The 25450-nt window shown below is 49.6% G+C and carries 30 protein-coding genes; 10 read left to right on the top strand and 20 right to left on the bottom strand.

Annotated elements, in window-relative coordinates; all coding sequences use genetic code 11:
• Positions 1–66: 66 nt before the first annotated feature.
• Positions 67–618 (top strand): MOSC domain-containing protein, encoded by a 552-nt coding sequence (locus tag EDM59_RS03690; protein ID WP_122922368.1) that lies wholly within the window; start codon positions 67–69, stop codon positions 616–618.
• Positions 619–634: 16 nt separating this feature from the next.
• Here EDM59_RS03690 and EDM59_RS03685 read toward each other — a convergent pair whose 3' ends face one another.
• The 3 genes from EDM59_RS03685 to EDM59_RS03675 all read right to left on the bottom strand — a co-directional run bounded on the left by EDM59_RS03685 (position 635) and on the right by EDM59_RS03675 (position 3388).
• On the bottom strand, positions 635–1555 hold the full coding sequence (locus EDM59_RS03685) for a sugar phosphate isomerase/epimerase family protein (RefSeq protein ID WP_122922367.1): 921 nt from the start codon (positions 1553–1555) through the stop codon (positions 635–637).
• A 72-nt stretch (positions 1556–1627) separates the two neighbouring features.
• Positions 1628–2251, bottom strand: coding sequence for a DUF1444 family protein (locus EDM59_RS03680; RefSeq protein WP_122922366.1), 624 nt, complete (start codon positions 2249–2251; stop codon positions 1628–1630).
• 18 nt (positions 2252–2269) lie between these two features.
• Positions 2270–3388 (bottom strand): DUF3900 domain-containing protein, encoded by a 1119-nt coding sequence (locus tag EDM59_RS03675; protein WP_122922365.1) that lies wholly within the window; start codon positions 3386–3388, stop codon positions 2270–2272.
• Between the two features lie 112 nt (positions 3389–3500).
• Here EDM59_RS03675 and EDM59_RS03670 point away from each other — a divergent pair, with 112 nt between their 5' ends.
• Positions 3501–4349: a serine/threonine protein kinase gene (locus tag EDM59_RS03670; protein ID WP_122922364.1), complete on the top strand. Its 849-nt coding sequence runs from the start codon at positions 3501–3503 to the stop codon at positions 4347–4349.
• Positions 4350–4456: 107 nt separating this feature from the next.
• Here EDM59_RS03670 and EDM59_RS30940 read toward each other — a convergent pair whose 3' ends face one another.
• The 3 genes from EDM59_RS30940 to EDM59_RS30935 form a co-directional block, all read right to left on the bottom strand.
• Positions 4457–4612: a hypothetical protein gene (locus EDM59_RS30940; RefSeq protein ID WP_170184287.1), complete on the bottom strand. Its 156-nt coding sequence runs from the start codon at positions 4610–4612 to the stop codon at positions 4457–4459.
• A 37-nt stretch (positions 4613–4649) separates the two neighbouring features.
• Positions 4650–5903: a DEAD/DEAH box helicase gene (locus EDM59_RS03665; protein WP_122922363.1), complete on the bottom strand. Its 1254-nt coding sequence runs from the start codon at positions 5901–5903 to the stop codon at positions 4650–4652.
• 123 nt (positions 5904–6026) lie between these two features.
• Positions 6027–6170, bottom strand: coding sequence for a hypothetical protein (locus EDM59_RS30935; protein ID WP_170184286.1), 144 nt, complete (start codon positions 6168–6170; stop codon positions 6027–6029).
• 123 nt (positions 6171–6293) lie between these two features.
• Here EDM59_RS30935 and EDM59_RS03660 point away from each other — a divergent pair, with 123 nt between their 5' ends.
• Positions 6294–7349 (top strand): phosphodiester glycosidase family protein, encoded by a 1056-nt coding sequence (locus EDM59_RS03660; RefSeq protein ID WP_122922362.1) that lies wholly within the window; start codon positions 6294–6296, stop codon positions 7347–7349.
• 35 nt (positions 7350–7384) lie between these two features.
• Positions 7385–7906, top strand: a complete 522-nt coding sequence (locus EDM59_RS03655) for a DUF6886 family protein (RefSeq protein WP_122922361.1) — start codon at positions 7385–7387, stop codon at positions 7904–7906.
• Between the two features lie 59 nt (positions 7907–7965).
• On the opposite strand, the gene EDM59_RS03650 is transcribed toward EDM59_RS03655, so the two are convergent.
• Complete coding sequence (locus EDM59_RS03650; RefSeq protein WP_122922360.1) at positions 7966–9537, bottom strand: ABC-F family ATP-binding cassette domain-containing protein; 1572 nt, start codon at positions 9535–9537, stop codon at positions 7966–7968.
• A gap of 34 nt (positions 9538–9571) precedes the next feature.
• Positions 9572–10429: a HEPN domain-containing protein gene (locus EDM59_RS03645; RefSeq protein ID WP_122922359.1), complete on the bottom strand. Its 858-nt coding sequence runs from the start codon at positions 10427–10429 to the stop codon at positions 9572–9574.
• Between the two features lie 232 nt (positions 10430–10661).
• Here EDM59_RS03645 and EDM59_RS03640 point away from each other — a divergent pair, with 232 nt between their 5' ends.
• Both EDM59_RS03640 and EDM59_RS03635 read left to right on the top strand, forming a co-directional pair.
• A complete protein-coding gene (locus tag EDM59_RS03640) occupies positions 10662–10811 on the top strand; it encodes a small acid-soluble spore protein P (RefSeq protein ID WP_122922358.1) in 150 nt (49 codons plus the stop codon).
• A 276-nt stretch (positions 10812–11087) separates the two neighbouring features.
• Positions 11088–11840, top strand: coding sequence for a hypothetical protein (locus EDM59_RS03635; protein ID WP_122922357.1), 753 nt, complete (start codon positions 11088–11090; stop codon positions 11838–11840).
• Here EDM59_RS03635 and EDM59_RS03630 read toward each other — a convergent pair.
• From EDM59_RS03630 to pdhA, 5 genes are all read right to left on the bottom strand, one after another.
• On the bottom strand, positions 11835–11996 hold the full coding sequence (locus tag EDM59_RS03630; protein WP_092266782.1) for an aspartyl-phosphate phosphatase Spo0E family protein: 162 nt from the start codon (positions 11994–11996) through the stop codon (positions 11835–11837). The genes EDM59_RS03635 and EDM59_RS03630 overlap by 6 nt on opposite strands.
• Before the next feature lie 132 nt (positions 11997–12128).
• The gene (lpdA, locus tag EDM59_RS03625; RefSeq protein ID WP_092266781.1) at positions 12129–13538 is read right to left on the bottom strand and encodes a dihydrolipoyl dehydrogenase; all 1410 of its coding nucleotides are present in this window, start codon (positions 13536–13538) and stop codon (positions 12129–12131) included.
• 6 nt (positions 13539–13544) lie between these two features.
• A complete protein-coding gene (locus EDM59_RS03620; RefSeq protein ID WP_122922356.1) occupies positions 13545–14951 on the bottom strand; it encodes a dihydrolipoamide acetyltransferase family protein in 1407 nt (468 codons plus the stop codon).
• 90 nt (positions 14952–15041) lie between these two features.
• The gene (locus EDM59_RS03615) at positions 15042–16022 is read right to left on the bottom strand and encodes an alpha-ketoacid dehydrogenase subunit beta (protein WP_092266779.1); all 981 of its coding nucleotides are present in this window, start codon (positions 16020–16022) and stop codon (positions 15042–15044) included.
• A 3-nt stretch (positions 16023–16025) separates the two neighbouring features.
• A complete protein-coding gene (gene pdhA / locus EDM59_RS03610) occupies positions 16026–17111 on the bottom strand; it encodes a pyruvate dehydrogenase (acetyl-transferring) E1 component subunit alpha (RefSeq protein WP_122922355.1) in 1086 nt (361 codons plus the stop codon).
• A gap of 329 nt (positions 17112–17440) precedes the next feature.
• Here pdhA and EDM59_RS03605 point away from each other — a divergent pair, with 329 nt between their 5' ends.
• Complete coding sequence (locus tag EDM59_RS03605; RefSeq protein ID WP_122922354.1) at positions 17441–18175, top strand: alpha/beta hydrolase; 735 nt, start codon at positions 17441–17443, stop codon at positions 18173–18175.
• 13 nt (positions 18176–18188) lie between these two features.
• Here the strand turns inward: EDM59_RS03605 and EDM59_RS03600 are convergent, their stop codons facing one another.
• The gene (locus EDM59_RS03600) at positions 18189–18386 is read right to left on the bottom strand and encodes a hypothetical protein (protein ID WP_092266776.1); all 198 of its coding nucleotides are present in this window, start codon (positions 18384–18386) and stop codon (positions 18189–18191) included.
• Between the two features lie 112 nt (positions 18387–18498).
• Positions 18499–19542, bottom strand: coding sequence for a low-specificity L-threonine aldolase (gene ltaE, locus EDM59_RS03595; RefSeq protein ID WP_183192788.1), 1044 nt, complete (start codon positions 19540–19542; stop codon positions 18499–18501).
• Positions 19543–19656: 114 nt separating this feature from the next.
• On the opposite strand from ltaE, the gene EDM59_RS03590 reads away from it, so the two are divergent.
• Complete coding sequence (locus tag EDM59_RS03590) at positions 19657–19959, top strand: HesB/IscA family protein (RefSeq protein WP_092266774.1); 303 nt, start codon at positions 19657–19659, stop codon at positions 19957–19959.
• A gap of 62 nt (positions 19960–20021) precedes the next feature.
• Here the strand turns inward: EDM59_RS03590 and EDM59_RS03585 are convergent, their stop codons facing one another.
• The 4 genes from EDM59_RS03585 to yneA form a co-directional block, all read right to left on the bottom strand.
• Positions 20022–22265 (bottom strand): HelD family protein, encoded by a 2244-nt coding sequence (locus tag EDM59_RS03585; protein WP_122922352.1) that lies wholly within the window; start codon positions 22263–22265, stop codon positions 20022–20024.
• 36 nt (positions 22266–22301) lie between these two features.
• Complete coding sequence (crcB, locus tag EDM59_RS03580) at positions 22302–22667, bottom strand: fluoride efflux transporter CrcB (RefSeq protein ID WP_122922351.1); 366 nt, start codon at positions 22665–22667, stop codon at positions 22302–22304.
• An 85-nt stretch (positions 22668–22752) separates the two neighbouring features.
• Positions 22753–22950: a DUF896 domain-containing protein gene (locus EDM59_RS03575; RefSeq protein WP_092266771.1), complete on the bottom strand. Its 198-nt coding sequence runs from the start codon at positions 22948–22950 to the stop codon at positions 22753–22755.
• An 81-nt stretch (positions 22951–23031) separates the two neighbouring features.
• Positions 23032–23382 carry a cell division suppressor protein YneA gene (gene yneA, locus EDM59_RS03570; RefSeq protein WP_122922350.1) on the bottom strand — a complete coding sequence of 117 codons (351 nt, stop codon included), beginning with the start codon at positions 23380–23382 and terminating at the stop codon, positions 23032–23034.
• 158 nt (positions 23383–23540) lie between these two features.
• Here yneA and lexA point away from each other — a divergent pair, with 158 nt between their 5' ends.
• Positions 23541–24164 (top strand): transcriptional repressor LexA, encoded by a 624-nt coding sequence (lexA, locus tag EDM59_RS03565; protein WP_055747083.1) that lies wholly within the window; start codon positions 23541–23543, stop codon positions 24162–24164.
• A 47-nt stretch (positions 24165–24211) separates the two neighbouring features.
• Here lexA and EDM59_RS03560 read toward each other — a convergent pair whose 3' ends face one another.
• Positions 24212–24697, bottom strand: a complete 486-nt coding sequence (locus EDM59_RS03560) for a DUF456 domain-containing protein (RefSeq protein WP_122923358.1) — start codon at positions 24695–24697, stop codon at positions 24212–24214.
• 142 nt (positions 24698–24839) lie between these two features.
• On the opposite strand from EDM59_RS03560, the gene EDM59_RS03555 reads away from it, so the two are divergent.
• On the top strand, positions 24840–25439 hold the full coding sequence (locus EDM59_RS03555; protein ID WP_122922349.1) for a DUF4269 domain-containing protein: 600 nt from the start codon (positions 24840–24842) through the stop codon (positions 25437–25439).
• Positions 25440–25450: the final 11 nt, after the last annotated feature.

Here is a 25450-nt window from a genome sequence, read left to right as displayed (position 1 = left end):
TTTTAACAAGGAAAACTCGTCCAGCGCACACCGAATCGCTTACAATGAGTACAGGAGGTGTTTGCCATGTCTCCATCCATTGGAGAAGTCGTAGCGGTTAGCGTAAGCGATACTCACACGTTCAGCAAGCAGAACACAGACGCGATACACCTTGTAAAAGGTCTTGGCGTACAAGGAGACGCTCATTTGGGAGAGACGGTCAAGCATCGTTCGCGCGTCGCTCAAGATCCTACGCAGCCAAACTTGCGTCAGGTGCACTTGATCCATGCAGAACTGTTTGAGGAATTGCAAGATTCCGGTTTTCAAGTATCTCCAGGGCAAATCGGGGAAAACATCACTACGCGCGGCATTTCTTTGCTTACCCTGCCAACGGGAGCTATTTTGCGTATCGGGGAATCTGCGATCGTCGAAATCACGGGGCTTCGTAATCCCTGTCCCCAGTTGAATCGATTCCAAAAAGGGCTGATGGATGCCCTCCTGGATCACGATGCAGAGGGCAATCTCATTCGAAAAGCAGGAGTCATGGGCATCGTGCTCGCTGGCGGTGAGGTGCGCCCAGATGATCCGATCCAAGTCGAGCTTCCCGCTCTGCCCCATCGTCCTCTTGAGCGAGTCTGAACGGTTCCGCTTCCTGTCAGTGTTCTCCTGCAGGCAGCGGGCTTTTTTTATTCACGATCTGATCGATCCATTGGTAGCACGTCTGCAATTCCTCTTCTGTGATCCAGTCAGAACGATGCTCAAACATAATCGTGATGTCAGGATTGTGTGCCGTAATCAGATTCAGATAGTCTTCGATCGGTGCCCATCCGTCCTCTGGCCGACAATGGGGCAAGGCTGGATAACGACTGAAAGCAAATGAATCCGTGAACTGTACGTTCCATAAGTGAACCAGCTTCACATACTTAGCGTACCGATTCAGTACAGCTCTCACATCAAAGGAGGGATCCATTTTCTCTTGCATGAAAAGCCTTCCCGTATCCAGGCATAGTTTTATATTCGGATAGCGGCACAGAAGGGACTCCAGAAAGTCTTCCTCGTATACATACCGGTTTAAGGCATCGAACTCGAGAACAGGCGTAAAGGAATATTCATTGGCTTTGTCATGAAGCCACGCAAACAACTGCTCGCTTTTTTCTACAAGCTCTGAATAATCGTACTCGCTCTCAAACACATATTCCTCTCGATCCGCAAACCGCCACTTGTCCCAGTTTACCCGATCATCGAGCAGGACTGGCTTTGGATAATGAAACAGGACGTAATCCAGGCCTATCTTTCCAAGACTATCCAGCTGTTGTTGAATATAATCGTAGGCATCCTGTCTGACCCGCTCATCCTGTGCGAGGAACAAGGCATCGCGCAGTCTAGTTTCGTCGCTTCGTAGGGGAAAATGGATTCCGATTTTGAATTCATTACGCTTTGCTTCCCGGATCAGTTTCTCTATCTCTTCCTCTGCTTCAAAGAGGCACGCCTCGATTCCATAGAAGCCTTTTCGAAAATCTTTCCGGTATTTCTGTTCATCAAAGCCCCCATACAGCCCAATCATGAAATTGTGCATACAGCCCTCCTGCTCCGTCTCCAAAGAAAAAGCTCCCTTCTATAAGGCAGCTTTTCTATGAGGATACTTCGTTCACTTTTTCTTTCGCTGAATTTCCGGGTCTCCCCCTTGCGATACGACCAGAAAGGGTGTCAGCTCACCTTCCTCCCAGAAAAAGGGCAAAACAGAGATCGGAACCTGTCCTTTTGAGGCAAAATCATACGTCAATCGCGCCAAAAGATGTGCGCCCGTATCGCCCGAAAGATCGGCGACGATGAGAACATCCTGATGAGGGATGGCCACCCCTAGATGATCTCCTTGCTTTTCCTGATCAAAGCTTTGCAGCAACGGCTCCAGCAGCAACCGACTGGCGGCATAGCCATCTGCCGGGCTGATGAAGTGAATACGATTTCCCGCTACTTCCTGTGTTTTGACCGAGTAAGGCAGTTCTTGCAGATTCTTCATGGCAGCCTGATGCAGCTGTTCTTCGCTCCAGCCGGCCAGCGCAAGCATCTCACGCTCAATCAGGAGATAACCTTCCCCTAGATCCAGAGCGTACAACACGGCCGTATCCGCTGTATGCTCTCTGGTCACCCAGCGATCCGGGTATTTCGCGATCAGGGACGAGTGGCGCAGCACAGGATATACATTTCGTTCCTGTCCATTCAGGCTGTGTTCAGAAGGACGTGGAGCTGCTTGTTTCTTGTTTTCACTCATACTTTTATCCTCCACTCCCTACTCCCAAGGTGGTCGTTCATCTTCTTCTGTCGATCTCGCTGTGGCAACTTCCGGTACCGCGTAGCTGCGTGCCTCAATCTCACGGACAAGGTCTGTGAGCGCTTTTGGCTTCACGAATTCAACCGGGGATACCCCGCGTTCAAACTGAAGCTGCTCCCCTTCCAGCAGGACCAGATAGCGGCCATTTACCTTTGCAATATGCAAGCTGGTACCATAATCGGCCAAAAGCGTGCGAATTTGCATATGATCCAGCTTGAACTTCAGCTCGACCTCTGGCTGACGATCGGTAATGATCTGCATGGCTTCCATGACGGTTTCGTGTTCCCACTTCTCAGCGAGCTCCCGCTTGGGGCTGGCTGCCATCAGCTCGATCGCCTCTTCCTCGCGCAGACGTTCTTCCGTTTCTTCCGGATACGCATACTCAATATGCTGTCTGGCGAGCGAAATGACTTCCTCCGAGACGATTTGCGTGACGGTTTGCGGATATTCAATGAACCGCAAAAACTCTTCAAAATACCTCGCATGAGAAAACTGATGGATCTTCACGTGGTAAGGATCGTTCATTCCGGATTCGATCATATACGGATACATTAACGACTTCATGTTCTTCGCATTGATTGCCATTTGCACATTGGCGATCAAGCTTTTCTCATCCGTGATCACCGCTGTTTTTTGTTCGAAATCACATTTTAAAATAAACACGTAACGCTCGTCCAAAAGCTCCAAACGCGTCCGCACGATGATCATCACACCGCCACGTACTTGAGACGTACGCAAATACGACTGAATCAGCTCCTGACAGGGGTCCTTGCTTTCTCCGGATGTTTCCGCTGCCAGCAGTCGCCCCAGCAAGGCGTAGTTTGGATTGGAATCCAAGGGATGCCCGGGTTCCACAATAAATTGCCCCAGCTTCGTCGGGGTCCCTTCCGACTTTGGATTCAACTCGACTTTTCTTTTAGCGATGCGAGCGAATTCTCCATCCAGGAAATCCCGCAGTTCGCTTTTTTGATACTCATCATGGCTTAAATAGCGGGTCATCTTTACTTTTTTTACGCCATCCTCTTCCTCCGGCTGTTCAATCAGAAAAAAGGATAGCCAATCAATGGTAAAATTCATCTCATTCCGCTCCCGTCTACATGTAACGAATCGATTATAGCAAACCTCACGAAAAAGCGGTCAGCCATTTTTGGTAAACATGGTAAGATGGGAGTCAGGGGGGAATCGGACAATGTGGAACAAAATCGTTACGTGGTGGAATAGCACGATACGCGACCGTCCGTATGCGCCTGGACGCCAAATCGACCGCTATCTGATTACCAAAGTGCTAGGTATGGGCAGCTACGGCATTGCCTATCTCGCAAAAGACCTGACCCATGGCTCTGATGTCGTGCTCAAACAGGTGAAGCCCAGTCTGCGTCGCTCTCCTAAAGGAGAAGCCATGCAAGCCTATGAGCAGAAAGTGCTCTCTACCCTCTCTCACCCGCAAATCCCTCGCTGGCTGCATTCATTCACATACAGGAAGGATTCCTTTCTCGTCATGACATTTATCGCTGGGCCCACGCTAGAAGAAGCCCTTTTTGATCAGATGATTACGGTCGACGAGTACTCAGCTGCCCGCTTGATGAAAAAAATCGCAGAGATCGTCGCGCACTTGCACGAGCATCGACTGATCCATCGGGATGTACGCATACCCAATGTCATTTGGCATGATGAGGAGCCATATTTGATTGACTTTGGACTAGCGCGCTTCTTGGGAGACAGTCCTACCTATTCTGCCGAGGCATTATCTGATTATCATTCTGAGAAGCAGTTGAAACGGGAAGTCGCTCCGTCCAGCGATTTGTTTGCACTGGGACATTTCTTTCTATTCCTGTTGTATTCGAGCTATACGCCAGACGAACATGCGTCTGAACAAAGCTGGGAGCAGGAGCTGTCTTTATCGCCTGCCATTCATGCGATGATCCGCCGTCTTCTGCAGCTGGATCCGCCTTACCACACGGTCGAACAGTTTCTTTGCGATCTGGAGGCCTATTTGAAGGAGAGCAACCATTTGACCGCCCTGCCAGGGAGTCCGTAAGAAAACCTCTATGGCCTGTTCAGGGAGGAGCGACCGCGTTTTCACGTTAAAAAAGAGCTGGGCAGCCGCAGAGTTTCCCCTGCAGCAGCCCAAGCTCTTTTTACCTTTTACTCGGAAATTGGCTCGTTTTTGGCTTGTTCGATCTTTTCCTTCAGTTCCCCAGCTTCACGCTTTAGTGTCTGCCGCTCCTGCTTGGAGAGAACTTCGCCACCTACTGTACCATTCACCAATAAATCCTCTTCGTACAAACGATCTTTGCGCATGGAAACCTCCTGCTGACAAGAGTGGTTCTTTCTTGTCCTACTTTGTTCCAAAGCCGCCCTTCTTATGTACGCGTTTTGCTGGATTCGATGGCTTCGCACCGGATTTAGCTGGCTTTCCATTTGCCGGCTTCCCATTTCTCGCCTGTGGCTTCTGTACCGGCCTTGGGTCTTCCAATGCTCCGTGAGACATAAATTTCTCCGCGATAGGCACACCCGTCTGCTTGGAGAACTTCTCGATAATGAAGCGCTCCTGAGTACTGACGATGGAGAAGACAAGCCCAGCACGCCCCATCCGGCCAGTCCGGCCGCTGCGATGCACATAGGTATCTGCATCCGAGGCAGGGTCATAATGTACGATGCACTCCACTTCTGGAATATCAATCCCGCGTGCAGACACATCTGTCGTGATCAGAACAGGGAATACGCCATCCCGGAATTGCTGCAGCGTACGAGCCCGCTCTTCTTTTGTCGCATCCCGATGCAGCAATCTGCTTGGGAGGTGGTGGTAGTTCAGCTTGGAGACGATTTCATCGACCTTCTCAATCTGATTTACGAAAACGATGGAAGACCGTACATCAACGAGACGAAGCAAGCGACGCAGCGTATCCACCTTTTTTCGGGGATCGGTGATCAAATACATGTGCGCAACACCTTGTGCCCCTTCAGGAGCAGCAGCACGGATGACAGCCGCGTCTTTGGTGAAGACCTCGGATGCCTCCACGACTCCAGCGGGAAGCGTAGCAGAGAAAAGCAGTCGCTGCGTATCGCGCAGGGTACGCTTCATGACTTCTGTCACGGGCTTACCAAAGCCTGCATCCAGCATCCGGTCCGCCTCGTCAACCACTACCGTTTTGACCTCATGGACCTTCATTTTACGCTGATCGATGAGTTCCAATAGTCTGCCTGGTGTGGCCACAACGAGAACAGGCTTCTTTTTTAAACGCTCGACCTGACGCTTGACATCTACCCCGCCAATGATCGGCACGACGGCACTGTCACTTCCAGGCAGCAGACGCTCAGCCTCACGTGCAATCTGCATGACCAGCTCATGTGTCGGAGCCAGTACAATCGCTTGCACGTCTTTTTTGTCCATATTGACTTTCGTGAGTAACGGCAGCAGATAAGCAAACGTTTTGCCCGTCCCTGTCGGAGATTCTACCAAGGCATCCCGACCTTCCAAAATAAGCGGGATCGCTTCCACTTGAACCGGCGTGGGTGTTTCCATATTTCGTTCGCGCAAAATGTCGACAAACTGCGCGCTAATGTGTAAATCAGCAAACGTGGTGCTCACAAGAACCCTCCTGGCTTGAAAAATCATGCATTGGGTAAGCTTACCACACTTTGCCCGAGGGGAACAGAGGAAAGACCTATGCAAAAGTAGGCGAAATCCAGCTGGACCTCGCCTACTCGTGTATTACCCGTTGTTGGAGTCTTTACGGGTCTCCTGCATTTCCCCTTGATCCTGGCGATCTCGGCTGGTGGTTTGATTACGAGTCCCTTTTGGACCTTCCTGGTAAGCCTCTATTTCCTTTTGAAATTCTTTATCGTAGCCTCGCACATGGCTCACCCCCTCTTGCTATTCTGCCCGGGATGATCTCATTTATTTCCCTGAAACTTTTTACCTATTTCTACGTCCATTCTAATAGAGAGAATCCTATTGATTGGCAGGGTGAAAAATGACATGCAAACCTTATCCCGGGCTCGCTCCCATAGACGGACAGCAAAACGACCATGGCGTTGGGTCAAAACCTTGCTACTCGTAACTGTCTCAACCTTTCTATTCTTCTCCCTCGGTGGTCTCGTCTTTTTATTTGGAACAGACACGGGAGAGGATTTGCGCGAATGGGCAGCCGGCACGTTATTAACCACGCAGCATGATTACTGGGCACCTTATACGTTTATTCCGGATGACAAATTACAGGCTTTGAAGGACCAGATCAGGCACCCGGAAGTCATAAACTCCGAGGCAGACACGAAGCCTACAGAATTACCCGCAACCAAACCGATTGTTGTACCACTGCCAGAAAAGCCAAAAGAACTCGTTGATATTGAAGAAATCAACGTAAAAAAAGACAATTACTACTTTAAGGGCAAGATCATGTACATCCATGACCCAACACGTGTGCAGCTGCTCGTTACCAATCGCAAGGACCGTGGAGATCTGCTCGATGAGTTCGTGAAAAAATCGAACGCGATTGGCATTGTCAATGCGAGCGGTTTTTCTGATCCAGATGGCTACGGCAAAGGGGCGAAGGCATACGGCGTCGTGATTCATGATGGGAAAATCCTGCAGGGCTACAATCCAAAAAGTGGCGAAACCGCTCTGGGCATCACCTACGAAGGCAAACTCATTACAGGGAGCTATACCGCAGAACAGCTAGTAAAAATGGGCGTTCGCGATGCGATGAGCTTCCGCCCGCAGCTGATCGTAAATGGCAAGAACCTCTTTACGGATAAACCTGCTCGCAGCTGGGGCATCCAGCCTCGGACAGCCATTGGTCAAAAGGAAGACGGAACCATCGTTTTTGTCGTCATCGACGGCCGGCAGCCCGGTCACTCCATTGGCGCCAGCATGAATGACCTGGCTGAACTGCTGGAAGAGCGGGGCATCGTCACAGCGATGGCTATGGACGGCGGCTCGAGCTCCATGATGCTCCACAATGGCGAAGCGATTACGAAAACGTCATGTCCGTATTATCGGGGGCGTTATCTACCTAATGCCTGGGCAGTCATCTAACGCGAGGAAGAATGACACGGGAGGGAGTTTGTCCCATGAGCTTGCTTTATCATTTCAGTGAGGATCCAAACATTCAAGCGTTTGTTCCGCGGCTCCATCCCTCTCACCCTAGCCTTCCTCCTGCTGTCTGGGCGATTGATGAAGCACATGGACCCATGTACTACTTTCCCCGCGATTGCCCACGGATTGCCTTTCGGTTGAAGGAGGATACAAGCGACGAGGACAAAGCCTATTTCCTTGACCAGACTCAAGCCGAGATGGTCATAGCGGTCGAAAGCGGCTGGTATGCCGCTATCAGGAACACGGTTCTTTATCGTTATACGTTTGCAGCTGAATCGTTCTCCTGCTGGGACAAAGGCGCAGGATACTATCGAACTCACCCGGGTGTCTCGGCTGTATATCCGTTGAAAATAGAGCCGATGGGCGACCTCTTTTCCAGGCTTTGTGAAGCAAACGTAGAGCTGAGATTGACACCGTCGCTCACTCCCCTGCGGGAATTCCTACTTCCTCGCACATTGCAATTCTCCATGATCCGTATGCGCAATGCGCGGCCATAACCGCGCACGAAAACAGGCAGCTCCACTGAACCGTGGGCTGCCTGTTTTCTTTGTTTCTTTTACAGTTTGATCGGTGTCTTGGCTTGTTCCAGACTCCATTTTTCCACATCCCAGACCTGAGTAACCCAATCTTCGTAGAATTCAGGTTCGTGGCAAACGAGCAAAACGGTACCTTTGAACTCTTTGAGTGCACGCTTGAGCTCTTCCTTCGCCACTACGTCCAAGTGGTTGGTCGGCTCGTCAAATACGAGCCAGTTGCTCTCGCGCTGGAGCAGCTTGCAAAGACGCACTTTTGCCTGCTCTCCCCCAGAGAGTGCATTCATATTTCGGTTGATATGCTCGTTTTTCAAGCCACAGCGTGCCAAAGCTCCGCGCACCTCGTGATTGTTCATCGATGGAAACTCGTTCCACACTTCTTCGAGAGCCGTCACTGGCTTGGCTTTTACCTCTTGCTCAAAGTAAGCAGGATGGAGGAAATCGCCGCGTTCCAGCTTGCCGTTAAGCGGCTTGATTACGCCGAGCAGCGTCTTCAGCAGGGTCGATTTCCCGACGCCGTTCATTCCCACGATCGCCACTTTTTCCCCGCGCTCCAGCGAGACGCTCAGCTTTGGCAGAAGCGGATGAGAATAACCGATTTCCAGATTCTCCGCTTCCACGACGAAACGGCTGCTCGCACGGGATTCTTTGAAGATAAAGGACGGTTTCGCCGCTGTTTCTGGCTTGTCGATGCGATCCATTCTGTCCAGCTGCTTTTGACGGCTTTTCGCTCGTCCCGTTGTAGACGCACGTGCTTTGTTGCGAGCGATAAAGTCTTCCATTTTCGCGATTTCTTCCTGTTGTTTTTCAAACGCATCGAAGTGCTGACTGCGCTTCGTTTCCGATTGAGCCAGGAAGGACTCATAGTTACCGGTATATCGGTTCAGCTTGGTAAATTCCAAGTGGTAAATGACATTGACGACTTCGTTCATGAAGGAAGTATCATGGGAAATCAGCATGAAAGCGTACGGATATTCCTTCAAGTAGTTTTTCAGCCAAACGATGTGCTCTTCGTCCAAGTAGTTGGTCGGCTCATCCAGCAAAAGGACAGTCGGCTGTTCCAACAGCAGCTTTGCCAGCAATACTTTCGTCCGTTGTCCCCCGGACAGGGAAGCAACGTCGCGCTCCAGACCAATCGCACTTAATCCCAATGCATTTGCGATTTCCTCTACTTTGGCATCGATCAAATAAAAGCCGCTGGTTTCCAGCTTATCCTGAATCTCGCCCATGCGCTCCAACAGTTCCTCGAGCTCCTCAGGGGAGGCCTCTGCCATCTTTTCACCGATGACCATCAGTTCTGCTTCCTGCTCCAACAACGGCAGAAAAGCGTCCTTCAGAATGTCACGGATCGTTTTGCCTGCTTCCAGCTTCGTATGTTGATCCAAATATCCGTACTGGATCTTTGGCATCCATTCAATGCGACCGTTGTCCGGCATATTTTGTCCCGTCAAAATCCCCATCATGGTGGATTTACCGGTTCCATTTGCCCCTACGAGCCCTACGTGATCCCCTGGCTGCAAACGGAAGGATACATCCCGAAACAAAATACGATCCCCAAAACCATGGGACAAATTCTCAACAATCAAAACGCTCATGTTCTTCCTCCTGATTCTGATTCCTCTGCAAGGTTTACAAAGATACTCTTTCAAAAAATGACGGCTGATAGTGGGCATAATAACTATCGCCTGTCAAAATTAACTGGTCCAGACGCACACGTAAATCCTGAAGGGTGATTCCTTCCATCGCTACGTTCAATATCGCCGCACGCGCCATCAGGCGAAGGATTCCTACTTCCTCCGCCAGCGAGTTTCCAAAGACTTTCCCGCTGTGAACGATCTCTGAGCGATGATTGTACGATTTTTTGATCAACTGTGCAATCTTTTCCCGCTGTTTCAACGTTTCGCCAAAATAATAAGCCATACGCAGACGCAGCTTATAGGTGATTTCTCCTTTTTTCCCATCTGGAACGAAAAGCGACTCGAGGCCAATCCACAGATCAAGCAGCTGGTCCTCGTAGCTTTTTTTCTCCAAGGAAAGAGAATATCTCCGAAATGCCAACGTGGGCAGGTTTCGCTCCAATAGGGCAAGGAAGATCCGTTGCGCTTCCTCGTCAAACATGTATTTGCCACCGTCTAACGAGCGCTTCAGATACGTGATTCCATACAAGTTTGCTTGTGCCGTAATGACATAGGGGATCGAACAAGTTCCACTGGTCGTGGCGATGTTCAGCTTGTTCTCGATTTCTTCGATCCAGTCACGGTCATCCGATAATCTCATTTCAGGGTAATCGCCAACGAGAAACAGACTGGACATATCCACCCTTTTGTCGAACATGCGTCTGTTCTCATCCATTTCGTTGCGCAAATAACGAGAGGCTACCTGATACGGCTTTTCTGCACCTGAAATAAGCGTAAAGGAGTTTGGCATATCAATCCGGACAGATTGCGGCGTAGTCGAATTAAACACAGGTGCGATCAGACGTGGCATAGATTCTCTCCTTTTCGATTGCGTAGCCAACCTAAATTATGCTTGTTTCACTTTGTTTACATAATAAATATTATGTGTGACATTTACTCTTGTGCCAACCTTGTTTTATTGCCAATCGAAGCAACCTTTGCTCGTGGACATGCTTCCTTCTAGAATACCAGTTATTCCTATGGTTCGTCATCCTTCGATTGCGACAAACTACAAAAAGATACATAGCGAAGGAGCTGATCGTATGGAAAAAGACCCTATTTTAGATAAGAACCCACATCAAACGTATAATAATGAAGCAAGAGGAATTGAGCAGACGGGTGAACCGATGCCGGGCTCGAAGAAAGTGAAGCAGGAAAACCACAGCCGCGCTATTAAAACAAGAGAAGGTTAAGGAAACTTCTATCGCGGCCTTTTCAAGGAGGAGCGACCGCGTTTTAGCGGAAAGATTTACCGAAGGAATGCCAGAAGCGGATGCTGAGGCACTTCGCCATGCGCTCCGGAATTCATAAACGTGAACGCTTATAAATTCCTGCACGTTCATAAAAACTACCCGACTGCCCATCCCGAGTCGGGTAGTACCTTTTTCCTATATTTTACACCAAAAAGATTGAATTGTCCCACAAGGATGGACTATGATGAAGGCAGTATCCTTGTTGGAGGTATCAAGATGATCAAGATTCCGCTTCCGATTGCAAGCCCACTCTCGCACACATTCAGCTACAGCGTCTCACCGTTATACGAGCTTGCAGCCAGTCTGCACACTCTTGCACAGCTGAATCCTCCCGAGCGATTGGCAGATTGGTGTACAGAAAAACTATCCCACATTCAAATAGCACGCTTGATGAAAGATTGGGAGTATTTGCTTCCTCTTTTTCGCTACGGGATTCCGGACAGCTTTGATCCTTTTCAAACGAAAGGCGTCATGGCCGTCAATGATCAGTACGAGTATTTCGTGACACTGCCTACCGATCAGTTTGTACGCAGCCTCTCTCCCGCTCTGGAGGAGTGGAATCAGCATCATTTTCGTCCACAGGTAGCCGATGATCTGCTCGACGATTCTGACTATGTGAAGGGACGTTTCAGTCTGTTTGTTTCTTCCTACTGGCAGCTCTCCTTTGAAGCAAACTGGGAGACCATCGCCCCCCTCTTCGTCAAAGAAGCAGAGAGAATCCATCTCGCTTTAGAGAACGCAGCAACTGCTATTGAACTGCTGCAATCCATTTTTCCTGCGCTCCGTTATGAGCAAGCCGAGCATAGCCTCTACTGTCCGATCGACTGTCCACCAGCTGAGGTACAGCAGCTAATCCTGTATCCGAGCTATTATTATTTTGCTGATCCCCTACTGACCAAAAAGGGGAAAAATGCACACTTGCTGTATTCGTTTTCGCCACCAACCGCTTCCACAAAAAACGCCCTATGAAGGGCGTTTTTCATGTAGCATATGAGCGACAATTAGTTTGTCTAATTGTTGACTTATCCTGACAATTTCAGGGTCAAGAAAATTGTAGCCTGCATCTTTTGCTGCACGCTCCAGTTTGCGGCGCAAGTCATCAATCATCCGATTCGTAGCTTCCATGCTGCCGACCCCCACCCAACTTAAGTCTCCCACTATTTTACATTATATAAGAATCGGTGGAAAGGGTAAGATGTGGAAGAAAAAAGCCTTGCACGCTACATGTGCAAGGCTTTGATCTTTTCAAAAGGATGATTACTTCATGACATGGATCGGATGACCCAATGCCAGTTCAGCCGCTTCCATCGTTACTTCACCCAGAGTTGGATGGGCATGGATCGTCAGCTCGATATCCTCGAGAGTCGCTCCCATTTCAATCGCCAATCCGATCTCTGCGATGATGTTGGATGCTTCTGCACCCACGATTTGCGCTCCCAACACAAGGTTGGTTCCTTTTTCACCGATCAGCTTCACATAGCCTTCTCCGGCATTCATGGACAGCGCACGACCGTTTGCTGCGAATGGGAAACGGCCCACGATGTAGTCGATTCCTTTTTCTTTCGCTTCCTTCTCATTGATTCCTACGCTTGCAATTTCAGGGTCGCAGAAAACAACGGCAGGAATGGCCTTGTAGTCTACTTCAGACGGGTGTCCAGCGATTGCTTCCGCTGCCACTTTCCCTTCATAAGAAGCTTTGTGAGCCAGTGCAGGACCTGCAACGATGTCACCAATCGCATATACGTTTGGAATGTTGGTGCGGCCTTGTTTGTCTACCACGATCAAACCGCGGTCAGTCAAGTTCATGCCGATGTCACGTACACCCAGTTCGTCTGTGTTTGGACGGCGACCCACGGTGACGAGGATGTATTCTGCCTCGATTTGTTTTTGTTCGCCTTTTACTTCAGCGGTAACAATCACACCGTTTTCGGTTTCTTCCATGCCTTGTGCCAGTGCTTTTGTATGGATGGTTACGTCCAGCTTTTTCAGCTTGCGTTCCACCAAACGAGGCATATCTGGCTCAAAGCCTGGCAGGATTTGATCGGCACCTTCCAGGATGGTTACTTTCGTTCCGAACTTGGCAAACACAGTACCCAGCTCGATTCCGATGTATCCTCCACCGATGACAACCATGCTCTTCGGCAGCTCAGTCAAGCTGAGGGCTTCTGTCGAGGACAGAACGCGTTTGCCAAACGGGAACGCTGGCAGCTCGATCGGACGGGAACCTGTCGCGATGATGCAATGCTCAAAGCGGTAACGGTTTACATCGTAGCCATGGAAGACACGAACTTCGTTTTCGCTTACGAACAGGGCTTCACCAGGAATTACCTGGATTTTGTGGCCTTTGAACAGGGAGCCTACGCCACCTGTCAATTGCTTCACAACGCCGCTTTTCCACTCTTGCACTTTGGCAAAGTCGACTTTCACGTTTTCCATGGTGATCCCCATGGATTCGGTATGTTGAGCATGCTCATAGGTGTGCGCTGCATGGATCATGGCTTTGGACGGAATGCAGCCTACGTTCAGACATACGCCACCCAGATCCGCTTTCTCCACAACAGCAACGGTTTTGCCCAGCTGGGCGGCACGAATAGCCGCCACGTATCCACCTGGACCTGCACCGATCACAAGCACGTCTACTTCTGTAGTAAATTCACCTACTACCATTGTTGATTACCCCTCCATGACGAGCAGCGTTGGGTTTTCCAAGAGCTGCTTCACGTAGTTGACGAAACGTTGAGCCGGTTCGCCATCAACCAAGCGGTGGTCAAAGCTGAGAGACAGATGCAGCATTTGGCCAACCACGATTTCTCCGTTTTTCACGATCGGTTTTTCACTGATGCGTCCTACGCCCAAGATCGCCACTTCTGGGTGGTTGATGATTGGGGTAAAGAACATACCGCCAGCAGATCCGATGTTTGTGATGCTGAAAGTAGAACCTTTCAGTTCATCTGCAGTCGCTTTGCGATCGCGAGCTTTCTTCGCCAGTTCGCCGATTTCACCAGCGATTTGGAAGATGGATTTGCTGTCTGCAGCTTTCACTACAGGCACCAGCAGGCCGTCTTCTGTCGAAGTAGCGATACCGATGTTGTAGTACTTTTTATAGATCACTTCTTGTTTTTCATCGTCGATGGATGCGTTCAGTTCTGGGAACTTTTTCAGTCCAGCTACTACCGCTTTTACGATCATCGGCAGGTAAGTCAGCTTCACGCCACGCTCTTCTGCCAATGGTTTTGCGTCTTTGCGCATCGCCACGAGTGCAGTTACATCCACTTCATCAAAGATGGTTACATGTGGAGCCGTGTAAGCAGATTTCACCATAGCTTTTGCGATCGCTTTGCGCATGCCTTTGAGAGGTACGCGCTCTTCCAATTCACCAGCTGCCGATGGCGTGTAGTGAACAGTTGGAGCTGCCGCTGCTTGAGCCACGCCAGTTGGTGCTGCTGCAGCTTCTGGTGCTACTGCCGCTGCTTCAGCTGGTGCTGCAGCTACTGCAGATGCTGCTGGTGCCACACCACCTGCTGCGAAACGATCTACGTCTTCGCGAGTAATGCGTCCCAGTTTGCCTGTACCAGGTACATTTGCCAGTTGCACGCCTTTTTCACGAGCGTATTTACGTACGGATGGAGTTGCGAGAACATGCTTGCGATCGATTGGAGCTGCTACAGCTGTCGCAGTTGCTTGAGCCATAGGAGTTTCCAATGCTTGGTTCGCATTCGCACTCACTTGGGAGCCGATATCGCAGCCTGGTTCCATTTTGTCAGCAGCTGCTGGTGCTGCTGGAGCTTCAGCCGCAGGAGCCTCGCCATGACCGTGGTCTGGCAGGTTAGGAATTTCGCCTTCCACTTCAAAGTCGATCAGCGGGTCACCTACTACAGACACAGTACCCTCTGTTACTTTCAGTTCGAGGACTTTCCCTTTCACAGGCGATGGTACTTCTACAACCGCCTTGTCATTTTGCACTTCCATAATGACTTGGTCTTCTTCTACGGAATCTCCCGGCTGTACGTGCCATTTGACGATTTCGCCTTCATGGATGCCCTCGCCGAGCTCCGGGAGTCTGAATGTAAAACGACTCACGATATCTCCTCCTTATAAACTCTTCGCCATATTTTCTCTGCCAAAAGAAGGCGGAAAGCTCACATCTTTCCGCCGATTATGTTTGGTTAATTAGAAATCCAGCACTTGTGTCAAACCATCCACAACGCGTTTCACATCTGGAAGCCATACGTCTTCTGCTTGTGCGAACGGATAAACGGTATCCGGTGCAGTGATACGCAGAACGGGAGCTTCGAGGTGCAGAATCGCACGTTCGTTGATTTGCGTGATGATTTCCGCTGCTACGCCGGAAGTTTTTTGCGCTTCCTGCACAACGATTGCGCGGTTGGTTTTCTTTACGGACTCCACGATGGTGTCGATATCGAGTGGGCTGATGGTGCGCAGGTCGATTACTTCTACCTTTGCTCCACGAGCTTTTTCAATTTCTTCTGCAGCTTTCAAGCTGGTGTGCACCATTGCACCATAAGTAATGATGGTTGCATCTGTTCCTTCTTTAACTACATTCGCTTTACCCAGTGGAATGCTGTAATCGCCTTCTGGAACTTCTTGACGGAAGGAACGATACAGCTTCATGTGCTCCAGGAAAACAACTGGATCGTTGTCGCGGATCGCGGAGATCAACAGACCTTTTGCATCGTAAGGGTTGGAAGGGATAACCACTTTCAGACCCGGCGTTTGCAGCATCAAGCCTTCCAGAGAGTCCGCATGCAGCTCAGGAGTTTTTACGCCACCGCCAAATGGGGAGCGGAAAGTCACTGGGCTGTGGAAGCGTCCGCCGGAACGGTAACGCATACGAGTCGCTTGGGAAGCGATCGCATCGAAGGTTTCAAATACGAATCCAAAGAACTGGATTTCCGCTACTGGACGGAAACCGTTGATGGACAAGCCTACAGCCAGTCCACCGATACCGGACTCAGCCAAAGGAGTGTCAAATACGCGCTGCTCGCCGAACTCGGATTGCAGCCCTTCTGTCGCACGGAATACCCCGCCGTTTTTCCCTACGTCTTCCCCGAAGACAAGTACGGTCTCGTCGCGTTTCAACTCAACGCGCATCGCGTCCGTAATGGCTTGAACCATTGTCATTTGTGCCATGGCTTATTTCGACTCCTTTGCCAGGTATTCTGCCTTTTGCTCTTCCAATGCGGGTGGCAGTGTCTCGAACATTACATCGATCAGCTCAGATACTTTCATTTTCGGAGTTTCGTCCGCTTTTTTGATCGCGTCTGCAACTGCTTTTTTCGCTTCTTCAATGACTGCTTCTTCGTCTTTTTCGTTCCACAGGCCTTTTGTTTCGAGGAACTTGCGGAAACGGATCAATGGATCGCGCAGCTCCCACTCGCTTTGCTCTTCGCCTGTACGGTAACGAGTTGGGTCGTCACCAGCCATGGTGTGTGGACCATAACGGTAAGTCAGTGCTTCGATCAAGGTAGCGCCTTCGCCATTTACGCCGCGCTCTTTTGCTTTTTGAACCGCGTAGTAGACAGCCATGATGTCCATACCATCAATGCGCTCGCTTGCGATACCTGCAGCAACTGCTTTAACAGCGATGTTTTCGGAAGCTGTTTGTTTTTCGAACGGCAGGGAGATCGCATAGCCGTTGTTTTGCGAGAAGAAGATAACCGGCAGCTTGTAAACCCCTGCGTAGTTCATCCCTTCGTAGAAGTCACCTTGGGAAGTCGCACCGTCACCAAAGTAGTTGATCGCTACACGTTTTTCACCGCGCAGCTTGTAACCCATAGCAACACCCGTTGCTTGCGTACATTGTGCTGCGATGATGATTTGTGGCATGAGAACGTTTACGCCTTCAGGAATGCGTCCGCCTTCAATATGTCCACGGGAATACAGGAACGCATTGTGCATTGGGTAACCATGCCATACCATTTGCGGAATATCGCGGTAGCTTGGCAGGATGAAGTCTTCTTTGGACAAAGCCGCTTCAGAACCGATCATGCTCGCTTCTTGTCCTGCTACTGGTGCATAGAAGCCCAAACGGCCTTGGCGGTTCAAGCTGATCGCGCGTTGGTCCCATACACGGGTAAATACCATTTTACGCATCAGTTCACGCAATTCATCATCGGAGAGATTAGGCATCAAGTCAGGACGAACAACCGTTCCGTCCGGAGCAAGAATTTGCAGCGGGGCGTTGTTCTCTGTTTGTTCAACAGCAGTGGTTACGCTCATCTCATTCACCTCGTCACTGGAATTAAAGGCTCCTTGGCTAGGTTTTCCTGGACGAGACTGATCGGTCGACTGTCCGTTCAGTCAAGAATCATGGATCCTGCCGGTGGATACCCTGTAAGAAAAGGAAAAGAACAGCTGGAACATGCAGAAAATCCGTTTCCAAATTTTCCTGCACACCCTGTTATACTGCAGACAAAATGTCTGTTCAATGTGTTATAGTATTGATATTACAGGGTTTATTTCCGTTCTGTTATCATTTACTATAGTAGCTGTATCAGTTTATTTCAAGGACTTTCTTTTTGAAAAAGTAAATTTTGGTGGTGGAATTCATGTCCGAATATGTTAAGCGAACGATCATAAAAGAAGAAGTGCCCAGCATCCATGTGGACACTCCACGCTCTGTGAAAGTCTATCTGCCGCCCGGCTATAATGAGCTGCTTTCCTATCCGGTTGTGTATTGCCAGGATGGAAATGACTTCTTTACGATGGGGCGGATCGCGACGATCGCAAACCAGTTAATTCTGGAGGAAGGCATCGAGCCCTTCCTGATCGTAGGCGTCTCCGTCGAGCGAAGCAAGCGTACCAGCGAATACTCGCCGGTGGGCTCGCGCAACGCTGCGTACAAACGATTTTTTACAGAGGAACTCGTCCCTTTTATCGAAGAGCGTTATCCTGTTCGTCGTGATCCCGCCTCACGCATATTGGCCGGCGACTCTTTAGGCGGCACGGTTTCTCTCCATCTCGCTTTGGATCACCCTGAGGTATTTACGCGGGTGCTGGCTTTGTCCGGTGCCTTCTTCCAGCCAACCCTCGATCAGCTGCAAAATGCACCCAGCCTGTCCTGGCTGCGAATTTGGATGGTGGTCGGCTTGGATGAGCTCGCTGTAGAAACGCATATGGGTACCTTCGACTTTGTTCAATGGAACCGGGAAGCCAAGCAACTCCTAGAGTCCAAGCAGGCAGAGCTGTCCTACCGGGAAAAGCCCGGTAATCACGTCTGGGGGCTGTGGCAAAAGGAGCTACCGGACAGCCTTCGCCACTTCTTCCCTGCCCCCAAACTGTAGTATGGCTGCTTCTTTACAGCCCGTTGATTTCTTTTATACTGTCATAACCGTAATAACGGCCATCCACCATGAAAATGCCCTCGTGGGTGGCTTTTTCGATTTCTCCCGCCACCTGCTGGGCATCACTTAATACGATATTGACGATCTTGCTTTCGTCGCGCTGCATCTGCGCCTGAATTCGTCCTCGATCTTTGGCCGATATCATGTCCATCCCTCTTTTCCCCTATGTTGGATAGCTATAGTATTGCTTTGGTTAAGCGGATTTACACAACAAAACAGCCCCAACCTCACCAAATGGTCAGATCGGAGCTGCCCCGCTTTTGCTATTGCGCTGTAGATACACCAGCGATCAAAGATTCCACGACTTCTAACACATACTGGATGTCATTCTCCGTGATATGGCGATGCGTCGTAAACCGGATCATGTATTCATCAAAGTCAACGGCGTACACCCCTCTATCGCTGAGTAGCCTGAGGAACTCAACAGCAGGGACGCGGATCGAGTCGGTTTTGACTAGGACGATGTTCGTATCGACGGGAGCGACTTCCAAAGAAAGATTTCTGAATCCTTCCGCGAGCTGTTTGGCGCGGTCGTGGTCTTCGACTAAACGATCCGTCATTTCCGTTAAAGCGAGGATACCAGGTGCAGCCAAATAACCGACTTGGCGCAGCCCCCCGCCCAATTTCTTTCTCCACCATCTCGCTTCTTCGATAAAGGCCCGATCCCCGGCAATGATGGAACCCACTGGCGCACTAAGCCCCTTTGACAGGCAAATTTGTACCGTGTCGGTATACCGGCTAAATTCCTGAACGTCTACACCGAGTGCAACTGCCGCATTGAACAGGCGTGCCCCGTCCAAATGCACCGGAATGCCATGTTTTTGTGCCACGTCGTACACGCTCTTCATTTGTTCGGGGGTCACAACTGCTCCGCCCGCGCGATTATGGGTATTCTCCAGACAGATCAGCTTTGTCCGTGGAAAATGAATATTGGTAGTCGAACGAATCGCTTTCTCGACGTCCTCGCCTCGCAGGGCACCGCGCACGCCTGATACTGTCCGGGTCTGGACACCCGCTAGTGCGGACATCGCGCCGCCTTCGTAATAAAAAATATGAGATTCGGCTTCGACGATCACTTCGTCTCCATTTACGCAGTGTGTCAAAACAGCTACCTGGTTGCCTTGGGTGCCGCTCGTGACAAACAGCGCTGCTTCTTTCCCCAAACGCTCCGCTGCGATTTCCTCCAGGCGATTGACGGTGGGATCTTCCCGGTATACATCGTCTCCCACTTCTGCTTCCGCCATCGCTCGAATCATGGCTTCGGTCGGTTTCGTTACAGTGTCACTTCGCAAATCAATCTTTTTCATGGTTTCTCTCCCCTTTTGCATTCCTTGTTCACTGAACTTTCAACATTGCATAGGGAATTCCCTCTTTGCTAATATGGAATGGAAACATACATAAAAGGTTAGGAGTCCTGCCCGATGAAAGTGAAAATTACGCGCAATGCAGCGAAACAATTAAAAACCATCATCGACCAAGAGGAAGACAAGGATCTGAAGCTTCGCGTCTATATCACACACGCACATGGTGACCATGCGCACTACGGTCTCGCGCTGGACAAGCCGACGGAAGAAGACGAAGTAATCGAAACGGACAAAGAAATCGATGTCATTGTGAAAAAAGACGAGCCCCTCTTGGACGGAATCATTCTGGACTACCTGTACCTGCCACAAGAAGGCTTTGTGATCACGAACCCTTCGAAAGGAAACACGGGCGATCATTAATCGGCACGACTTCAAAACAGCAATCCCCCTACAGACATTGCAGGGGGATTTTTTATTTGCACTTATTCTGCCCGATCGTATAACGCTGCGGGCATGTCACACAAAAGCGGTGGCACACTGCCCTCGACGTGGGTCATAACCAGTCGGTGAACAGGGCGGGTCATCGCTACGTACAACAGCTTGGCATCCCATTCCGAGTTCGTATATTGATCCACATCCAACAGGATAACCACATCAAACTGCAATCCCTTTGTCAAATAAGCCGGCATGACAGTGACACCACCGGGAAACTGATTATCTTTACTGCTCAGCAGCGTCATATCCTCGATTTTGCCTTGCAAGCCTTTCTGCGCTTTTTTGCTTGCTCCGATCGTTTTCGTCACGATGGCAATGGTTTGAAAGCCTTGAGCGCGGTATTCCTCTACTCGTTTGGCAACATCCTCCCACAGCTTTTCTCTCGTGGCTGGACTTGCCATTATCGGTTTGTCTCCATGCCGTAGTACCGGTTTTGCGAGTACAGTCTCCGGCAGCTCGATTTGGCGCAGCACCTCGTTTGCGCACTTCATGATCTCGATCGTGGAGCGATAGCTTTGCGACAGCGTGTAGTAGGAAGGGCGAAGCTTTTGAAAAATTCCTTGGGTAAGCTCCTCCCACGCATGAATACCGCGATAGGAGTGGATCCCTTGGGCGATATCCCCCACGATCGTGAGAGATTGATTTTTGGTAGCCAAAGACACAACGGCAATCTCCAACGCACTCAGATCCTGTGCTTCGTCGATAACGGTGTGATCGAAATGCTCAGCCTTGTTCATTCCCTCAACAATGTGCTGCAAATACAGTAACGGAGCAATATCCTCCGCCTCGAGCCGTTCATCCGCGAACAGATTGCGAGAGGATTGGCAGACATCCAGCAACACCTGATCGTCTACCTCAGCCGTTACCAGCTTCCGGAGGAGACTTTCATCCGTAACCATCTCCTTGTACGACGCGAAGACATCGAGCTGCGGAAAAGAAGTCATGTACGTTTCCAAAATCTGCTCCAGCATTTTTTCGAACTTCGCAAGACCTTGTTTATCTAGATCTATTTTCAGCTCGCGGAGGTGGGCGAACATCTGCTTGTTCATCTCCTGCTTCAGATGCTTGCGCAATGCATCGAGCCGGCGTTGATACGGCAGATTGGCAAATTGCTCGAGAAAGCTTTGGCGGATGAACTCCCCGCTAATCGTAAAAACCTGTTTGGTCTTGTTATACTGGAAGCTTAGCTTCTTAAAGGGAATCCTCGTTTCAATCACGAAGCGAATGTATTGTTCTAGCGCATCCCTACATGCAAGCGAGCCTTTAAAGCGTAGACGATTTCGGGCAAGCTCCTGCTCACGCTCATCCTGACCATCTTCAAAGAACAGCTGTAGCGGTTTATCCGGGCTAGTAATTCTCCAGCCTTTCGGGAGCAGCGGTTTGACAAGCCGTGCCGCCCAGTCAACGAATGTTGATTGCTGGACATCATCGACTCCGAGCTCTGGGAGGACGTCGGATATATAGGTTAGGAACATCCGGTTCGGAGCGAACACCATGAATTTTTTCGAAAGCATCGTGTCCTGATAATTGTAAATGAGATAAGAAAGTCTATGTAAAGCAATCGTTGTCTTTCCGCTACCAGCTACCCCTTGCACGACAATTGGCCGTTCCTTTTCTGCCCGGATAATGTCATTTTGTTCTGATTGAATGGTCGCGACAATATCTTTCAGACGACTGTCGTTTGCCTGATTGAGGTTGGCCGCCAAAAACTCATCGATGAATCCCTCTTGCAGGAAGTCATCCGGGTCTCCCATTTCCCGATGAATGGTTTCTTTGACCGCCCCATCGTAGATACCGGTAATTTTGCCGTCTTCCATCGCAAAATTGCGTTTCAAAGTGACTTCTCCACGCACAATCTCTCGACCCATCCGGTAAAAGGCTTCCTTGCTCTCACCGGAATAATAAAGACTCGCAATCGGTGCCCTCCAGTCCACGACGACAGAATCAAAGGTGTCACCGCGGACGATCCCCCGTTTGCCGATATAGACCTGGTCCAGCTCGTATACTTCATCCTTCATGAAATCAACACGCCCGAAATAAGGCTTATCACGTCCATGGTCTTCCAGGTAGCGCAATTCTTTGGCTTTCTTTGAATTGACGACCTGTTTGACATAATCATCCGTAGCTTCGCGAATGTCCTCGCGTAATTGTGTGATTTCACTGTCAATTATCGCGATGGTATCATCCAACTTCTTTTGTTCCTGTTCATATTCCCGGTGCTGGGTACTCATACCCATCCCCCCTCTCATTCGACTCATCCAATAGCGTTACGTCCACTGTCGAGCTAGCCAAATCCCTGCTAAACAGGATAATAATCCGACTCCAACACTTAGCAATACATAAAGGATTCCACGAATCACTTGTCCCTCTCCCCAGAAAGTAACCACTTCCAGAGAAAAAGTAGAAAAGGTCGTAAATCCGCCCATCACACCTGTTGTGAACAACAAATAGAGCTCCGGAGAAAGGCCTCCTTTTTCTTTCCCCCAAACAGAGAGGATTCCGATCAGGCAAGATCCGAGTATGTTCGCAAGCCATGTCCCCAGTGGCCATCCTGGTAGATTCGCCAATAGCGATAGTCCATAACGCATAACTGAACCAACAGCTCCTCCAATCGCTACTGCCAGCCACGTCATTTTTCCGCTCTCCTTTACCTCAATTCGGAATAAAAAGACACCCCAGCTTCAAGCGAGGATGTCTGTGCTATCAATACATGTTATCTTACTGTTTTCGTCCATTTTCTTCAAGGTCTTCCACATAACGGATCGAGTCCAAATTCGCACGCAGCGACATTTTTACGGCATCGATGTATTTTTGACGAAGAGCTTTTTGTTCGAGTTTTTCCTCATCGGTTAGCCCAACTTCCTTGGACTTTTTCACCAATTCGTTGATGCGTTTGATTTCTGCGTCAGATACCACTACTGGTTCCTCCCCACCTGTAAGTAATGCCGCTCCATTATACCATAACGAGGACACTACGCAAGCAGATCAGGCAAGCTTTCACAATCCTTGCTCGGATGAAACGGGGATCTTCAAGGTCTGTCCAGGATAAATGATGACACTCTCCAGCTCATTTACCTCTTGGATCGCAAGAATCAGCTCATTTACTTCCATCTGCGCCTCTTCCTGATAACGAATCGCAAGCTTCCACAGGCTGTCTCCCTCACGGACGGTTACTTCCTTTACAGGGAGGACTGCATTCGCATCAGAAGCAAACACTAGTTCGGTCAGCAAGTAAAAAAAGAGAGAGAAGCTCACTACAAACATAATAGCCTGTCCGCGGGTAATACCCACCCTTGCTCGGCGCGTTTCCTTTTTCGCAAATCGATTATGTACAGTCATAACAGACATCATTATTCCCTCCTACAAACGTACGTTCTGTTTTCTTGTTATCATCATACATGGGAACATACGTTCATGTCAATAAAAAATCGAACTTATGTTTGTCGAACGCAAGATCCCATGGTATAATATAGGAAAATATGTTCGAGAAAATAGAGGTGTCTTCTATGTCAAAACTATCCAATCGACAGCAAGCCATCATCGATTTCATCCGCAAAGAAGTGCGCGATAAAGGATATCCCCCTTCCGTGCGTGAAATCGGTGAAGCCGTTGGTCTTGCCTCCAGCTCTACGGTCCACGGACACTTAGCTCGCCTAGAAAAGAAAGGCCTCATCCGCCGCGACCCTACCAAGCCTCGCGCGATTGAGCTTCTGTCTGAGGAAGATCGCTTTCAAGATGATTTTGAAGATTCCGTTGTTCGTGTCCCTGTTATCGGGAAAGTAACAGCCGGGCAGCCCATTACGGCAATTGAAGACGTAGAAGAGTACTTCCCACTGCCAGAGAATATCGTTACATCGGACAAGGTGTACATGCTGCGCGTTTCCGGAAACAGTATGATCGATGCAGGGATCCTCGACGGCGATTACGTCATCGTTCGTCAACAGCATGTCGCCAACAACGGAGATATCGTTGTCGCCATGACAGAAGAAGATGAGGCTACTGTCAAACGCTTCTTCAAAGAAAAGAATCACTTCCGCCTCCAGCCGGAGAACGCGACGATGGAGCCAATCATTTTGGATGCTGTCTCTATTTTGGGAAAAGTCATCGGCGTCTATCGCTTGATTCATTAATACGCAAGAAAAGAAAAAAGACAGCCGAGGCTGTCTTTTTTCTTTTGTTATCTCGCGATGAAAAACCAGATGATCATCGCCACTTGCAAAACGACTTTCACGACTGCACTTCCCAAAAAACCAATCAACGAACCAAAGCCCGCTTTAACCGCTCTCTCCAGTGTTTGGTTTTGAATAAACAGCTCCACGAGAACGACGAAAACGAATGGCAAGATGATCATTCCGAACGGAGGGAACAGGAAGATCCCCGCTAGAATCCCCACGACAGCAGCTACGGATGACCACTTGGAGCCCCCGTATTTTTTCACGAAGTACATGTTGGTTAAAAGATCCGCTCCGTATAAAAGCACGCTGAGGGCAACCATCCCCCACCAGAAGGATGAAGGCAGTCCTGCTCCTGGATCTGCAATGAAAAAGTGATAGAGCAGAAAGCCTACCCACAGCAGAATCGTATCAGGCAAAACCGGCAGAAAGATCCCCGCAATGCTTAGTACAAACAAGGCTACTACGACAATCCATAACAGTATATCCACAGCTCCCACTCCTCTCTGTAAGGTATACGTGTGATTTTCATTTCCGTTGCACTCTGTTTCGCTCCCTACTACAATGAAAGAACTGCCCTTCCCTACGATCGTTACCCAAAATGTGCAGATGGATACAAAATGGAGGCAATTCATGAAAAATTGGCGTGACCTTTCTTATTTACAAACAGGCACATCCAAACAACGCGCTGCTTGGGATGCGCTCACTTCAACACGTGTCATGGAGAACCTGAAAGCCTACGATCCCGTTCTTGCCGGCACCATTCCCTTGGACATCGACATTGCGGAGAGCGACCTCGATATTATTTGTACGAGCGACGATCTCGAGCAGTTTGATGCCAGTGTCCGTGCATTCTATGGGGAATGGGATGGATATCACGAGACTCGCCTCCTGGTAAACAAAGTCCCTACCAGCGTTATCCGTTTTTCTGCAGAAGGCTTTCTCTTTGAGATCTTTGCGCAATCTGTTCCTGTTGAACAGCAAAATGCGTATCGCCACATGGTTATTGAAGCGAGACTCCTGGAAATGGGCGGTCCAAACGCTTATCAAGAGATTCGCAAGCTCAAGCAGCAAGGCATCAAGACAGAGCCTGCCTTTGCCCTTTACTTCGCGATCGCGGGTGCTGATCCTTATCAAGCCCTCTTCGAATTAGAGACTTACTCTCAAGAAGAACTGTTCCGCATGCTGGGCAGCAGGAAAGCGACAAGCCAATCTCATCCGCTAGAAGCGTGAGCTCGGCTTGT

The organism is Brevibacillus nitrificans (assembly GCF_003710965.1).
Lineage (GTDB): Bacteria > Bacillota > Bacilli > Brevibacillales > Brevibacillaceae > Brevibacillus > Brevibacillus centrosporus.
This window is presented reverse-complemented; position numbering and strand designations above follow the sequence as displayed.

Bases quoted from the DNA above. Each gene is read 5' to 3' on its own strand.
- EDM59_RS03690 (WP_122922368.1), top strand. From the start codon at position 67: ATGTCTCCATCCATTGGAGAAGTCGTAGCGGTTAGCGTAAGCGATACT.
- EDM59_RS03685 (WP_122922367.1), bottom strand. From the start codon at position 1,555: ATGCACAATTTCATGATTGGGCTGTATGGGGGCTTTGATGAACAGAAA.
- EDM59_RS03680 (WP_122922366.1), bottom strand. From the start codon at position 2,251: ATGAGTGAAAACAAGAAACAAGCAGCTCCACGTCCTTCTGAACACAGC.
- EDM59_RS03675 (WP_122922365.1), bottom strand. From the start codon at position 3,388: ATGAATTTTACCATTGATTGGCTATCCTTTTTTCTGATTGAACAGCCG.
- EDM59_RS03670 (WP_122922364.1), top strand. From the start codon at position 3,501: ATGTGGAACAAAATCGTTACGTGGTGGAATAGCACGATACGCGACCGT.
- EDM59_RS30940 (WP_170184287.1), bottom strand. From the start codon at position 4,612: ATGCGCAAAGATCGTTTGTACGAAGAGGATTTATTGGTGAATGGTACA.
- EDM59_RS03660 (WP_122922362.1), top strand. From the start codon at position 6,294: ATGCAAACCTTATCCCGGGCTCGCTCCCATAGACGGACAGCAAAACGA.
- EDM59_RS03655 (WP_122922361.1), top strand. From the start codon at position 7,385: ATGAGCTTGCTTTATCATTTCAGTGAGGATCCAAACATTCAAGCGTTT.
- EDM59_RS03650 (WP_122922360.1), bottom strand. From the start codon at position 9,537: ATGAGCGTTTTGATTGTTGAGAATTTGTCCCATGGTTTTGGGGATCGT.
- EDM59_RS03645 (WP_122922359.1), bottom strand. From the start codon at position 10,429: ATGCCACGTCTGATCGCACCTGTGTTTAATTCGACTACGCCGCAATCT.
- EDM59_RS03640 (WP_122922358.1), top strand. From the start codon at position 10,662: ATGGAAAAAGACCCTATTTTAGATAAGAACCCACATCAAACGTATAAT.
- EDM59_RS03635 (WP_122922357.1), top strand. From the start codon at position 11,088: ATGATCAAGATTCCGCTTCCGATTGCAAGCCCACTCTCGCACACATTC.
- EDM59_RS03630 (WP_092266782.1), bottom strand. From the start codon at position 11,996: ATGGAAGCTACGAATCGGATGATTGATGACTTGCGCCGCAAACTGGAG.
- lpdA (WP_092266781.1), bottom strand. From the start codon at position 13,538: ATGGTAGTAGGTGAATTTACTACAGAAGTAGACGTGCTTGTGATCGGT.
- EDM59_RS03615 (WP_092266779.1), bottom strand. From the start codon at position 16,022: ATGGCACAAATGACAATGGTTCAAGCCATTACGGACGCGATGCGCGTT.
- pdhA (WP_122922355.1), bottom strand. From the start codon at position 17,111: ATGAGCGTAACCACTGCTGTTGAACAAACAGAGAACAACGCCCCGCTG.
- EDM59_RS03605 (WP_122922354.1), top strand. From the start codon at position 17,441: ATGTCCGAATATGTTAAGCGAACGATCATAAAAGAAGAAGTGCCCAGC.
- EDM59_RS03600 (WP_092266776.1), bottom strand. From the start codon at position 18,386: ATGGACATGATATCGGCCAAAGATCGAGGACGAATTCAGGCGCAGATG.
- ltaE (WP_183192788.1), bottom strand. From the start codon at position 19,542: ATGAAAAAGATTGATTTGCGAAGTGACACTGTAACGAAACCGACCGAA.
- EDM59_RS03590 (WP_092266774.1), top strand. From the start codon at position 19,657: ATGAAAGTGAAAATTACGCGCAATGCAGCGAAACAATTAAAAACCATC.
- EDM59_RS03585 (WP_122922352.1), bottom strand. From the start codon at position 22,265: ATGAGTACCCAGCACCGGGAATATGAACAGGAACAAAAGAAGTTGGAT.
- crcB (WP_122922351.1), bottom strand. From the start codon at position 22,667: ATGACGTGGCTGGCAGTAGCGATTGGAGGAGCTGTTGGTTCAGTTATG.
- yneA (WP_122922350.1), bottom strand. From the start codon at position 23,382: ATGTCTGTTATGACTGTACATAATCGATTTGCGAAAAAGGAAACGCGC.
- lexA (WP_055747083.1), top strand. From the start codon at position 23,541: ATGTCAAAACTATCCAATCGACAGCAAGCCATCATCGATTTCATCCGC.
- EDM59_RS03555 (WP_122922349.1), top strand. From the start codon at position 24,840: ATGAAAAATTGGCGTGACCTTTCTTATTTACAAACAGGCACATCCAAA.